This is a genomic window from Peribacillus sp. GL_122, from assembly GCF_057835005.1.
This window is the reverse complement of sequence record NZ_CM174415.1, coordinates 4456186-4469091: the sequence shown is the minus strand read 5'-3', so window position 1 is coordinate 4469091 and position 12906 is coordinate 4456186. Positions and strand designations below refer to the sequence as shown.

The 12906-nt window shown below is 41.2% G+C and carries 16 protein-coding genes; 12 read left to right on the top strand and 4 right to left on the bottom strand.

The window, feature by feature from the left end:
- The first annotated feature begins 161 nt into the window (after positions 1 to 161).
- Complete coding sequence (locus tag AC3ISB_RS21615; protein WP_489274235.1) at positions 162 to 899, top strand: MerR family transcriptional regulator; 738 nt, start codon at positions 162 to 164, stop codon at positions 897 to 899.
- Positions 900 to 1036: 137 nt separating this feature from the next.
- Positions 1037 to 1891, top strand: a complete 855-nt coding sequence (locus tag AC3ISB_RS21610; RefSeq protein ID WP_339200635.1) for a putative protein N(5)-glutamine methyltransferase — start codon at positions 1037 to 1039, stop codon at positions 1889 to 1891.
- A 149-nt stretch (positions 1892 to 2040) separates the two neighbouring features.
- Here the strand turns inward: AC3ISB_RS21610 and AC3ISB_RS21605 are convergent, their stop codons facing one another.
- The gene (locus tag AC3ISB_RS21605) at positions 2041 to 2721 is read right to left on the bottom strand and encodes a copper homeostasis protein CutC (protein WP_489274233.1); all 681 of its coding nucleotides are present in this window, start codon (positions 2719 to 2721) and stop codon (positions 2041 to 2043) included.
- Positions 2722 to 3008: 287 nt separating this feature from the next.
- Here AC3ISB_RS21605 and AC3ISB_RS21600 point away from each other — a divergent pair, with 287 nt between their 5' ends.
- The 5 genes from AC3ISB_RS21600 (at position 3009) to AC3ISB_RS21580 (ending at position 5250) form a co-directional block, all read left to right on the top strand.
- Complete coding sequence (locus AC3ISB_RS21600) at positions 3009 to 3275, top strand: transporter suffix domain-containing protein (RefSeq protein ID WP_309487140.1); 267 nt, start codon at positions 3009 to 3011, stop codon at positions 3273 to 3275.
- 156 nt (positions 3276 to 3431) lie between these two features.
- On the top strand, positions 3432 to 3644 hold the full coding sequence (locus AC3ISB_RS21595) for an NUDIX hydrolase (protein ID WP_489274231.1): 213 nt from the start codon (positions 3432 to 3434) through the stop codon (positions 3642 to 3644).
- Positions 3645 to 3696: 52 nt separating this feature from the next.
- Positions 3697 to 3831, top strand: coding sequence for a hypothetical protein (locus AC3ISB_RS21590; RefSeq protein WP_489274229.1), 135 nt, complete (start codon positions 3697 to 3699; stop codon positions 3829 to 3831).
- 417 nt (positions 3832 to 4248) lie between these two features.
- The gene (locus tag AC3ISB_RS21585) at positions 4249 to 4722 is read left to right on the top strand and encodes a YjfA family protein (RefSeq protein ID WP_141994032.1); all 474 of its coding nucleotides are present in this window, start codon (positions 4249 to 4251) and stop codon (positions 4720 to 4722) included.
- An 84-nt stretch (positions 4723 to 4806) separates the two neighbouring features.
- Positions 4807 to 5250: a DUF2690 domain-containing protein gene (locus tag AC3ISB_RS21580; RefSeq protein ID WP_181762279.1), complete on the top strand. Its 444-nt coding sequence runs from the start codon at positions 4807 to 4809 to the stop codon at positions 5248 to 5250.
- Between the two features lie 60 nt (positions 5251 to 5310).
- On the opposite strand, the gene AC3ISB_RS21575 is transcribed toward AC3ISB_RS21580, so the two are convergent.
- Complete coding sequence (locus AC3ISB_RS21575; protein ID WP_144549054.1) at positions 5311 to 5835, bottom strand: methylated-DNA--[protein]-cysteine S-methyltransferase; 525 nt, start codon at positions 5833 to 5835, stop codon at positions 5311 to 5313.
- Positions 5825 to 6421, bottom strand: a complete 597-nt coding sequence (locus AC3ISB_RS21570; protein ID WP_489276988.1) for a bifunctional transcriptional activator/DNA repair enzyme AdaA — start codon at positions 6419 to 6421, stop codon at positions 5825 to 5827. The genes AC3ISB_RS21575 and AC3ISB_RS21570 overlap by 11 nt, the downstream gene beginning before the upstream one ends.
- A 218-nt stretch (positions 6422 to 6639) precedes the next feature.
- Here AC3ISB_RS21570 and AC3ISB_RS21565 point away from each other — a divergent pair, with 218 nt between their 5' ends.
- Both AC3ISB_RS21565 and AC3ISB_RS21560 read left to right on the top strand, forming a co-directional pair.
- Entirely contained in the window at positions 6640 to 7548 is a 909-nt protein-coding gene (locus tag AC3ISB_RS21565) for a DNA-3-methyladenine glycosylase family protein (protein WP_489274227.1), read from the top strand.
- Between the two features lie 955 nt (positions 7549 to 8503).
- Complete coding sequence (locus tag AC3ISB_RS21560; RefSeq protein WP_489274225.1) at positions 8504 to 8923, top strand: collagen-like protein; 420 nt, start codon at positions 8504 to 8506, stop codon at positions 8921 to 8923.
- Here AC3ISB_RS21560 and AC3ISB_RS21555 read toward each other — a convergent pair.
- The gene (locus AC3ISB_RS21555; protein WP_489274223.1) at positions 8910 to 9323 is read right to left on the bottom strand and encodes a hypothetical protein; all 414 of its coding nucleotides are present in this window, start codon (positions 9321 to 9323) and stop codon (positions 8910 to 8912) included. The genes AC3ISB_RS21560 and AC3ISB_RS21555 overlap by 14 nt on opposite strands.
- A 172-nt stretch (positions 9324 to 9495) precedes the next feature.
- Between AC3ISB_RS21555 and AC3ISB_RS21550 the strand changes: the two genes are divergently transcribed.
- The 3 genes from AC3ISB_RS21550 to AC3ISB_RS21540 all read left to right on the top strand — a co-directional run bounded on the left by AC3ISB_RS21550 (position 9496) and on the right by AC3ISB_RS21540 (position 12791).
- A complete protein-coding gene (locus AC3ISB_RS21550; protein WP_489274221.1) occupies positions 9496 to 11073 on the top strand; it encodes an ATP-binding protein in 1578 nt (525 codons plus the stop codon).
- A gap of 11 nt (positions 11074 to 11084) precedes the next feature.
- Complete coding sequence (locus tag AC3ISB_RS21545; RefSeq protein WP_489274219.1) at positions 11085 to 11774, top strand: response regulator; 690 nt, start codon at positions 11085 to 11087, stop codon at positions 11772 to 11774.
- A 135-nt stretch (positions 11775 to 11909) separates the two neighbouring features.
- The gene (locus AC3ISB_RS21540; protein ID WP_489274217.1) at positions 11910 to 12791 is read left to right on the top strand and encodes a helix-turn-helix transcriptional regulator; all 882 of its coding nucleotides are present in this window, start codon (positions 11910 to 11912) and stop codon (positions 12789 to 12791) included.
- Positions 12792 to 12906: the final 115 nt, after the last annotated feature.

Here is a 12906-nt window from a genome sequence, read left to right as displayed (position 1 = left end):
TAATCCTAAGCTTTTACAAAAAGTGAACTCTATACTAACATGCGATTCTTCATTAGGAAGGATCGTCTTTTATAATTGGGCGGAAAACTTTCATTTTTCCATTTGACTCTGACGTTGCGTAATACCTTAAAGTAAATGATATCGAAAGGAGGTAAGAAGCAGTGGCAATGAAAGTGAAAGAGCTAGCCGATTTAGTTGGCATTAGTGTGCGGACACTGCATTATTATGATGAAATCGGGTTATTATCTCCAGAGGAAATAACAGATTCAGGTTATCGCCTTTATTCGAATGATAATCTTGAGATGTTGCAGCAAATCCTGTTTTTCAGGGAACTTGGCATGCCGTTAAAGGAAATAAAGCAAATGATAAGCAGCTCTTCGTTTGATAAACAAGATGCGTTAAAGCAACATCAAAAAATGTTACTGGAGAAACGCAGTCAGCTCGATAAATTAATTGAGACGGTCGAAAAATCGATTAAGCATATGAAAGGGGAAATTCAAATGACAAATAAAGAAAAATTTGAAGGATTTGACTTCAGTCAGAATCCATATGAAGAAGAAGCCCGCAAGCTTTGGGGGGATAAAGCTGTCGATGAATCGAAGGCTAAAGTGGCGGGCATGTCCAAGGATGCACAGAAAATTGTATCGGATATCTATATAAAACTTGCTTCAATCCGAAAAGACTCTCCCAAGTCGGAGGAGGCACAAGAGCTAATTAAAGAATGGTATGATTGTTTGAACAATAACTTCGGCACATACTCACTGGAAGCTTTCAAAGGATTAGGTCAAATGTACGTGGATGATCAACGCTTCACCAAAAATATCGACAAATACGGTGATGGTTTAGCAAAATTCATGTGTGATGCGATGGGGCATTTTGCTGACGCTAACAAAAATTGAATCGCCAGATTAGATGGAAGGTTGCTCCGGCAACCTTCTTATTTTATGGCTAAAGGGACAGGCAGTTTAAGAAGCTGTATACTATAGTTATGGTAATATTTATAATATTCCGATTTATAGAGAATAGGGGGAAACTTATGGAGTTTAGGAATGCCGCCTTTAACCTCGGGAAAATCAATGATGTTGATGGAAGTAAAGTGGCTGTTTTTAATGGAGATGCCATTTATACAAGCATCGTCACTAAACTTCGGGCCGCAGGTTGTGTTTTCGCCGAGGAAGAGGCCCGGTTGCTCATCATCGCAGCAGGGACAACGGCCGAATTGGCCGGGATGGTGGATAGACGGATAGCGGGTTTACCCCTTGAGCACGTCATCGGCTGGGCGGAATTCTGCGGTATCCGGATAGAAGTTGACCTCGGAGTCTTCGTACCCCGCAGACGGACCGAGTTTTTAGTCCGCCAAGCGGCAGCACTCGCTATGCCAGGAGCAGTTGTGGTGGACTTGTGCTGCGGCACGGGCGCGGTTGGCTCCGCTGTGGGCGATGTTCTCGAAGAAATCGAGTTGTACGCCGTCGACATTGACCCAGCCGCGGTGCGGTGCGCGCGTCGTAACGTCACTTCAGTCAATGGTCAGGTATACGAAGGGGACCTCTATGAACCGCTTCCGGCCAATTTACGGGGACGTGTTGACGTACTGGTCGCAAACGCACCATACGTCCCTACTGAGGGAATCGGTCTTTTACCCCATGAAGCGCGCATGCATGAGGCGAGGGTGGCATTAGATGGCGGGTCGGACGGGCTTGATGTCCAGAGAAGGGTGGCGGCTTCGGCAACACTTTGGCTGGCACCGGGCTCCCATTTGTTAGTCGAGACCAGTGAGCGGCAAGCGATGCAGACCGTAGAAATCTTTGCTAGATACGGGGTGATGCCACGGGTGGTAAAGTGTGAAGAACTGGACGCCACTGTCGTAATTGGAACAAGACCCGCACTCTAAAGAAATGTTTTTAGAGGCGCTTTTTCTTATAACGATTGGAACAAAGAAGTTATGTGCGGCATTATTTTTTTGGTTTTAGGACTCGGTCTATTAACAAAAAAAGAGATCTGCATCATAAAAGGGACCAAAGAAGAGGTCCCTTTCCGACATTATTTCTTTAGCATGTTTACGATTTCCTTAGCTTTTTCTAATGTAACTCCTTCAATGATACTGTTGTTTTTTCGAACAGCCGTACCGAAATGATAGTGACCGGTATGCAGTTCGGAATGGATAGCAAGGATATTATCCTTATTTAGACCGCTTCCAACCAGTATCGCTATGTCGCCGCAGACTCTTTTCATTTGTTGAATCGTTTTCATGCGGCTGGGGAATTCCCCATGCCCACCTGACGTCAATATCGTTTTGATTTCTGGATATTGTGCCAGCGTTTCAGCTGAAATGACTGGGTCGTTTGTTTCATCGATGGCTCGGTGGAATGTAATCTCCAAACCTTCACATACCGACAATAATTCTTCGAGGTAAGGTCGATTGATTTCATTTTTTTCATTTAATACACCCAATACGACCCCGTTCGCACCGAGTGAACGAATGATTTGGATATCCTTTTTCATAATTCCCAAATCTTTTTGAGTATAACAAAACGACTGGCTATGAGGCCTCACCATCACGTTGACTGGTATCTTTACTGAATGGACGACAGCTTCTATCAAGGCGTGGCTGGGAGTTAATCCCCCCTCGGCCAAAGAACTGACAAGCTCGATTCGGTCTGCGCCGGATTCTCCGATTAAAATGGCATCTTCTATCGTTGTGGCAATGAATTCAATGTACATTGGATTTTCCTTCCTGCATGCAAGTGTTATAAGAATAGCTTGTATAAGATTATTAAATCCATTAAGAATAGGAAAGTCAATTCATTAATAGATATCATGACCTCTCATCAAATACCTGCACTAGTTTTCCTTAGCTTTTCTCAAATGGAATTTCTTTATTTCTCATATTTATGAAACGAAATGAACATTCGAACGTATAAAAAAAAGAATATATTCAATCGTATATTTGAAACTGGAATGTCTGGCTAGGTAATTAAATGAAAATCATCATGACGGAGGTTATTTAATTGGATAAAGAAAGTAAGGAAGTAAAGAAATCGAGGTTTTACAAAGTAGGGATGGGATTCCTGATCATTTCCCTTCTCACTTGGATCATTCCTGTCGTAGCTCCTTTTACGCCATTTTCAACTGCGGCTAAAGCGGGGGTCATAACAGGTGCGATCGTCTTTGCGGAAGTCATGTTTTGGGCAGGCGCGCTTTTGGTCGGGAAAGAAGTGGCTGCTAAATATAAAGGTTATTTAAACCCGAAGAATTGGAGAAAAGAAAAAGGGTGAAGCAGTTTTTTATAAAAAAGGGCTGGTAGTGAAGCTCCATGGAAACTGAGTTGTTGAAAGTTTTCGATTCCGATCGCATACAAGCAGGTGTGGCTTCAAGTGAGGAAGTACATAGATTAGGGCATTGGCCTGTTGGTTTTCAGTAGGGAAGCGGACGTGGATTATCTATATCTTCAGCATCGCTGTGCGATGAAAAAAGATTATCCGAATCTACTGGATATTACGGCTGCCGGCCATTTACTCGCTCATGAAACGGTATACGACGGATTCAGGGAGATTAAAGAAGAAATAGGCATTGACGTTTCCTTTGACGAGTTGGTTCCAAGAAGATTTCATCAACAAAGAACAGGCAAACGTCTTTCTATATGAAAGTGCACATAGCTTCGATGATTTCACACTGCAGCCAGAAGAGGTTTAGGGAATGGTGAAGGTTGCGCTGAATGACTTCGAAGGGCTATGGACCGGAGCGGAGGACAAAGTGAATATTAAGGGATTTGAAATGAATCACGAAGGCCGTATGATGATGATCGATCGATCGGTTTGTTGGGCGGGATGAGTTCGTTCAGCATGATCTTTCCTATTATGAAAGCATCATTAGATTGATCAGGGAAAACCTCGCTAAATGAAAATGAAGCCCCGACAAAACGATTCGAGTTTTGTCGGGGCTTTTTTAAGATTAAGTACTTCGACCTGTATCTTTTCCGGGGAACCGCAGCCTATTGGCTCGTTTTGTCACAGTTTGATACGCATATGTCCTTAGTTGTTACCTTATTTGTCCTGAATTGCTCATAGGGATATTGACTTTGTCTCTGTGGTGATTCAGTTGATAAAGCGAGACATACCAGACTGTAATAGTGATGGCAGGCTGCAAGTTAAAGAAGGTTTATGTAGTTTTTCATGAACTAGGGAATTTATCACTTGTAAGAATATTACAAAATTGTAAGATGAACAGTGTACAAATTTTGTTAAGGGGATGAGTGAAATAATGAAAAAAATGGTTTTAAGCATTTCATTTTTTGTAGCTTCTTTAGTCCTTTTTGGCTCCCTTGATCTTTTTGCCAGCAAAGCATCAGCAGAAACACACACCTATGATGGAAAAAGTCCTTACTATAATAGTTGTGCGAATAGCGCAGTCACGAAGAAGTCCGTGAAAATTTATGCCAACGGCGGCTCTGCCAATTTGGAGTTGAAATTCAGCACAACATGCAAAACGGCTTGGGCAAAGATAACTCTTAGCAGACCGGCTAAAATGGATGGGGAGGCAACGGCATTGGTTGTTCGAAATACTGATAATAAACAATTCAGCTGTGCATCTCCTGGAGGAAATGGTGAAATAAATAAAGGTCAAACGACTTGCTATACACCAATGGTATATGATTTAGATCCGCGAAAAGCAAAAGCGGTCGCTTTTTGGCCATATACAGCAGGTGAAACCGGCTGGTATTAATGAAAAAGGAAAAGCCTTCATCTATTTTTATGGAAAGAAAGGATGAATGAATTGAATAAAAAGCTTAAAATGATAGGTTTATCCATGGTGATGACACTGTCGATGTTTCTTGTCGACTTTGGGTTTGGAAAAAATCAGGCTCTGGCCGAAACACATACTTATGATGGAAAAAGTCCATTCTATAATAGTTGTGCAAGTTCGGCGGTAACGAAGGATAAAAAATGGATCGATTCAAATTCGTACGTAGAATTGAAATTCAGCACTGTCTGTAAAACCGCTTGGGCAAAAGTGACCGTGACACGCCCCGCCGTATACAACCATGAAGCGGACGCCAGGATTGTCCGAAGTACTGATGGTAAGGCCTATACATGTGCCAGTTCTGGGGGCAATGGTGTTGTGAACAAAGGGCAGATCTCGTGCTATACACCAATGGTATATGATTATGACCCGCGTAAGGCACAGGCCCAAGGGATACATGCAATCCCTAATAGTGATGCATATAATAAAGCTGTGACCATTTGGTACTAAAAAACAAAGGCAAAAAAGCATCCGTATGGTCGGATGCTTTTTTTTGCGTTCAGTTTGTACTCACACTTTCATTTCCGCTTCCAAATGAAGTAGATATTGTTTCATCTCCGTACCTCCACGGTAACCGGTAATGTTCCCGTTTTTTCCGATAACCCGATGACATGGTACCGTGATCAGAACAGGATTGGCACCAATGGCCGTACCGACCGCCCGAACAGCTGCAGGTCTTTGGATGATTTGGGCAATATCGGAATAGGAACAGGTTTTTCCGTAAGGTATTTGATTCAGCGCTGCCCAAATTTCTTGTTGAAAGGGCGTGCCCTTTACATCTGTCGGAAGAGAGAAAGTCTGCCTGGTCCCTTCGAAATATTCTTGGAGTTCTTTTAGATAGGGTGTTAATGCTTTTTCATTTTCAAAAAGTCTCGCATTTGGAAAGCGTTTTTGTAGCCAAGACTCCAGTTCCCCGTACGTTTGACCGGGAGAGCCTACATAGCAAAGCCCTTTTTCCGTTTTGGCCACATATAACTGCCACCTATCATAATGCAATATGGCCCAATCAATGGTTTGTTCTTTATCATTCTTCACTTTCTTCACGCTCCAAAGCTTGAGTTTTGAGATAAGCTTTCCGATATTCTGAAGGAGTATTCCCCATTTTCCTTTTGAATAGCGTCATGAAATAGGGTGTACTGGAGAACCCGACAGCCAAGCCTATTTCATTTATCGGCTGTCCGGACTTTTCCAGCAGCCACGTTGCTTTTTCAAGGCGTAGGCTTTGGATGTATTCAGTGGGCGATATCCCCTTCACACGCTTGAATGATCGTTGTAAATGATAGGGGCTGCCGTGGGAAATATCCGCCAATATGTTCAGTGTGAGAGGTTCGCTGTAATGGGTGTCGATCCATTCGGCAATTTGTTCAACCCATTCTTCTGTCGGCAAATTCAATCCTTCCGGCTTACATCGTTTACAAGGCCGGAAATCTTCTTCCAAAGCCATCATGGCATTTTTGAAAATCTTCACGTTTTCCTTATTAGGCACCCTGGATTTACAGGAGGGCCTGCAAAAGATGCCCGTCGTAATTACTCCGTATAAAAAATGATCATCATATGCTGCATCACAATCTATAATAGCTCTCCAATATTCATTCGGGAAATCTGCTTTTTTTGGATTCAACATATCACCTCTGTTTTTAGTATACAAGAAAGGGGTGATATACAAACATATTGATAATATAAAAGCAAGATAACGAAATGATTCAATAATTGAAAAGTTTTGGGAGATGACTATGGATAGGGTTGCTCTGTTAAAATAAGGGAGTTAAATGAAAGCGCAAGATAACGTATCCATTTTTCATTAGAATAAAGAGAATAGGACAAAGGAGGACATTATCAATGGATGAAGGCATGCTTGAATTGAGGATTCATGCACCAAAGGAGTTTAGTTTTTCGGAAAATCTTAAATACCTATCAAGATCCTCCAATGAATGTCTGTTCGATATTGTTGATCAAAAAATTTATCGAGCACTTGTTGTCGAAAACGAGACACTCCTAGTGGAAATCAGTGCGATGGATGAAACGAAACTGACCGTTCGGTTTCCAGGACGAACTGCACCGATGGATAATCAGGTAAAGGATGCTGTTTCCCAATACGTTCGTCATTGGTTCGATCTTGAGACAAACCTGCTTCCTTTTTATGAGCTGGCCCAAAATGACCCTTTATTGCACAAGCCGGTAAGCCAATTCTTCGGTTTGAGAAATATGGGCATCCCGGATTTATTTGAAGCGATTGCCTGGGGAATACTTGGACAGCAGATTAACTTGACATATGCCTATACCTTGAAACGGAGGCTTGTGGAGGGATTTGGTGATTTTGTTGAATTCGAAGGAAAGCAATATTGGCTGTTTCCAAAGCCTGATGTGATCGCGAAATTGACGGTCGAGGATTTTGCCGATTTGAGGATGACGGTGAAGAAGTGTGAATACTTAATAGGAGTTGCTCAACTGATTGCAGAAGGGGAACTTACTATAGAAAAGCTGTTAAATGCAAAGGATGTAAAAGAGGCCGAAAAAATGCTGACCAAAATACGGGGAATCGGTCCGTGGACAGCGAACTATGTCTTGATGCGCTGTTTGCGTTTTCCCGCAGCCTTTCCCATCGATGACGTCGGGCTGCATAATTCCATGAAACTGGTCATGGAAACGGAAGCAAAACCAACGAAAGCGGAAATCCTGAAACTATCGGAAGCGTGGGCCGATTGGGAATCCTATGCGACCTTCTATTTATGGAGATTGCTATATTGACTTCGTATATATCTCTATAATCGGAGATAAAACAGTAAAATTCGTCGATATATCTCTAAATTCGGAGATAAAACAGTAGGTTTCGTCGATATATCTCTAAATTCGGAGATAAAACAGTAGGTTTCGTCGATATATCTCTAAATTCGGAGATAAAACTATAGGTTTCGTCGATATATCTCTAAATTCGGAGATAAAACTATAGGTTTCGTCGATATACCTCTATTCGGAGATAAAACTATAGATTACGTCGATATATCTCTATATTCGGAGATAAAACTATAGATTACGTCGATATATCTCTATTCGGAGATAAAACTATAAATTACGTCGATATATCTCTAAATTCGGAGATAAAACTATAGGTTTCGTCGATATATCTCTATTCGGAGATAAAACTATAGATTACGTCGATATATCTCTATTCGGAGATAAAACTATAAAATTCGTCGATATATCCCTAAATTCGGAGATAAAACTATAGATTTCGTCGATATATCCCTAAATTCGGAGATAAAACAGTAGATTACTTCGATATATCTCTAAATTCGGAGATAAAACAGTAGGTTTCGTCGATATATCTCTAAATTCGGAGATAAAACTATAGATTACGTCGATATATCTCTATATTCGGAGATAAAACTATAAAATTCGTCGATATATCTCTATTCGGAGATAAAACAGTAGATTACGTCGATATATCTCTAAATTCGGAGATAAAACTATAGAATTCGTCGATATATCTATATTCGGAGATAAAACAGTAGATTACGTCGATATATCTCTAAATTCGGAGGTAAATCAGTAGATTACGTCGATATATCCCTAAATTCGGAGATAAAACAGTAGATTACGTCGATATATCTCTATATACGGAGATAAACTGCATTTCCTGCCCAAACACCTTGAGTCCATATATCATAACTTATTACATTCAATCTTATAGAGGTGAATGACCATGTATATGTACCCAACGTATCATTATGAAGATCAAGTTTTTCTTGAACGGCAGTTTCCCGGTCTATCCGGCATTCCAGGCATACCAGGATCACAGGGCTTTCCAGGCCAACCCGGTTTTCCCGGTGCGCCTCAATTTCCAGGTCAACCAGGACCACCGCCGAGTTCGCAAGCACCAACAGCTCCCCCGCCAGCGTTTATCCCTCAACAGCAATCGGCTTCAACATTTGCCGTAGATCCAGGTGCCATTTCGTTTTGTCTGTTCAGGAATACTTTTATATGGCTAAACAATGGTGCGAGTTTCTGGTATTACCCCATTTTCGTCGGTCCGCGTTCTGTTGCCGGCTTCAGGTGGAATGGCAGGTTCTGGACGATTTTTGGTATCGATACAAGACAAATCAATTCATTTAGCTGTTTTTGAAAAAATGCTCAAAGGAGATGTTTCCTTTGAGTATTTTATGTTTCAGATTGTTTTGCTTTCTTCCAATACAAAAGGTATGGCAGCAAGACAGAAGCAGCACTATCCAAAGAAAAAGATCATTAAGGGAAATGCCTATCGTTGATCGACCCCCTAAAGCGGTCAACACACCGACTAGGGAAAGGAGATACATGGTGTAAAACAACTGCGCCTTGATCCTCACATCATGATCGGTGTGACCATCTTTCTTAAATAGGACACTGAGAAATAAACCGATCATAACTCCAAGAAGTACCTCGGGTGAAACGATATGAGATAGAAAACTTACTGAAAAAAAATCATTAATAAGCAAAAGGGTGATGATGATCATATAAATCATTTGAAAAGGAATCAAGAAATTCATTTAGCACTCCTTTTTTGTTAAATTATACCTTGTTTTGTTATTTAAATCCTTTCATTTTTGAATGTGGAGAAATAAAAGGCCAACAATGTTCAATATTTAATAGAAATGGTAAAATCATTATGCTCCTATAAAATTTAGTGAATGAAAATGAAAATAGAGGATGCTGTTGAATATGAGGAAAGTATCGATTGAAACCAAGATTCTCGGGTTAGTCTTATCGTTGAGCCTGTTTTTGATTATTTTATTGACGACTACTTTTTCCTATATGGAAGGAAGGCAAATAGCGAAGGATAAAGGTCAATTGGCGTTGGAACTTTCAAAGACGATTAGCTTCATGCCTACTGTTACAGAGGCCTTTGAAACGGATGATCCCGCTAGGACAATTCAGCCGATTGCCGAAAAGATCCGCAGGGAAACAGGGGCTGAGTTCATCGTTGTCGGGAATAAAGAGGGAATTCGCTATTCCCATCCGCTTGCTTCCGAAATTGGGAAGCGGATGGAAGGCGGGGATAATGCAAGGGCCATTCAGGAAGGCGAATATTATGTTTCCGAAGCGGCAGGATCCCTCGGTCTTTCCATTCGGGGGAAGTCACCGGTATTCGATGCGGATGGAAAAATAATTGGAATCGTCTCCGTCGGTTTTTTAGTCGACGATGTCCGCGCCCAAATTTTCAAGGACTTGTCCAAAGAGATGATTGTATCTTTAGTGGCCATCATGATATCGATCATTGGCAGTTATATGCTGGCAAGGAGCATACGTAAAGATACTTTGGGGCTGGAACCATTTGAAATCGCCAATTTATATAAAGAAAAAAATGCAGTGCTTCAATCGGTAAAAGAAGGGATTCTGGCCATTGACCAAAATGGGTTGATTACCTCGATGAATCAGCCGGCAAAAAAATTGCTGGATATTCAAGAGTCCGTTCGCCATTTGAATGTGGATGGCCTATTTCCTTCGAAATATTTATTCGAAGTGCTGAAGTCCGGTGAACCGCAAGTGGATAAGGAGATTTCATGGAAAGATAAATCCGTTATCGTCAATTGTACGCCAATCTTCGATAGTGAAGGGGTAAGCGGTGTTGTCGCTTCGTTCCGTGATCGAACGGAAATTGAGGAAATGGTCAACACATTATCGGAAGTGAAGATGCATTCAGAGGATTTAAGGGCACAAACCCATGAGTTCACCAATAAACTATACGTCCTTTCAGGTTTGATACAATTAGGCGAATATGATGAAGCAATAGATATGATTCAAAGCGAAACATCCGAATTGCATTCCCTGAACCGTGTCGTGTTCGAACAGATAAAAGATACAAAGGTACAAGCCCTTTTACTTGGAAAGATAGGGAAAGCATCGGAGAAGAAGATCATCTTTGAAATAGACGCACAAAGTTACCTAGAGAAACTGCCGGATCATATAAAATTGTCACAACTAACATTGATTCTAGGCAATATTATCGATAATGCACTTGAAGCGGTTTCAAGCATGGAAGAGCCGCTCGTGAAATTTTTCGCCACAGATATCGGAAATGATATGGTATTTGAAGTGAGTGATAACGGAAAAGGAATACCTGAGGATGCCATCGCCCATATTTTCGATCGGGGTTTCACTTCGAAAAACAGCGGAAGTCCGAGTGGTTATGGACTTTCGAATGCTGATCATGTCGTCAAAGAGCTGGGCGGCATCATCGAAGTTTACAGCGAGGATGGAAACACCATATTCACCGTGTATCTTCCTAAAGAACAGTGAGGAGGGAAAGAATGCTGAAGATAAGAGCAGTCATCGCAGAAGATGATTTTCGTGTAGCGGATATCCATGAAAAATTCTTAAAAAACTTTGATGAAATAGAAGTGGTCGGAAAAGCTGTCAATGCAAAAAAAACGCTTCGGATCTTGGAGCAAAAAAGCCCGGATCTGCTTTTGCTTGATGTTTATATGCCGGATCAACTTGGTACAGACCTTCTTCCGGACATACGGGAAAAGTTCCCGAATGTGGATATCATCATGATTACCGCGGCAACGGATAAAGACCAACTTGAAAAGGCGCTTCACTATGGTGTAGAGAATTATTTAATTAAACCAGTGGAAATGAAGCGTTTCAACCAAGTTATCGAAGAGTATCTGAAGAAAGTCCATCTGATGAAATCCAAACAAGAGATAGATCAGGATTTTGTTGATCTCATTTTGAATAAGGGAACTGCGATTGCGGAAACGAACGATGGGCCGGCCTTACCGAAAGGGGTCGACGAAATCACTTTGGCGAAAGTGATCGAGGTACTTAAAGCAAGCGATATCGGTTTGTCTGCTGAGCAAGTGAGCGGCCAGATCGGCGCTTCCAGGACAACCGCGAGACGCTATCTGGAATATTTGATATCCGTTAAGAAATGTAAAGCGGAAGTCGTATACGGGGTAGTGGGAAGACCTGAGCGAAGATATTATAAAATTCAATAGAATTAAGTGTGAAGCACCTTCAAGATTGGAGGTGTTTTTTTTATGCATGCAAGAATTGAAAGATTTCAAAAAAAGCAATATATGTCAAAAAAACGATGTTTTAATCTGTTATCTTATTCTTAAGGAGGTTCGGAAATGAGATACAGTCCCATCATCCAAAAAACGATTGAATATATAGAGAATAGCTTACAAGAGGAATTGTCCTTGGAGAACATCGCACGATTCGCAGGTTTTTCGAAATTTCATTATCATCGTATTTTTCGCAAGGAGGTTGGTGTGACCGTATCAGAATATATTCGATATCGAAGGATCGCCAATGCAGCTAACATGCTGCTTTATACAGATGAAAAAATAATCGACATTGCTTTTTATTACCGCTTTGAAACACAAGAATCCTTTACTCGTTCATTTAAGAAATATTATGAACTGCCGCCAGGGCAATATCGGAAACTCGTAAGTAAATTAACCTTGCAAAAGGAGGAAATGACGATGAAAAACGAACAATTATTAAAAGGGTGGAATTTAAGCGGGAGTCATCCATTCAATTATAAAATGGGAATTGACCGGGAGACTTTCCATAAAGGCCAGGCATCAGGTTACCTGAAATCCGTCACTGCGGAATCCAAGGAGGAATTTGCAACGATGATGCAACAATTCAATGCGGAAAATTACCTTGGTAAAAGAATGAAACTGTCGGGTTTTATAAAATCAAAAGATGTTGATGGATTTTGTGGTTTATGGATGAGGGTGGATAATGCCCTTCATGATGTTTTGCAATTTGACAATATGGGGAATCGGCCCATCGTTAACGATACGGAATGGAACCATTATTATATTGTCTTGGATGTACCTGAAAACAGTGCAATCATTTCATTCGGGGTCCTTCTTTCAGGGCGTGGCAAAGTATGGATCGATGAACTGGAATTCGAGGAAGTCAGTAAAGATACACCAACGACCAATATAGATTACGGAAGTGACCTCTTGGATGGACCGGCAAATCTATCTTTTGAAGAATAAATGCGCAGTAGCATGCCTTTGCCGGCGATAAAGATATAGTCAAAGTTTTCTTAATAATTGCAATCATTTCTTTAAAGAACCCGCCATTCAACCCGGGGAGTGGCGCCGGTTCAGC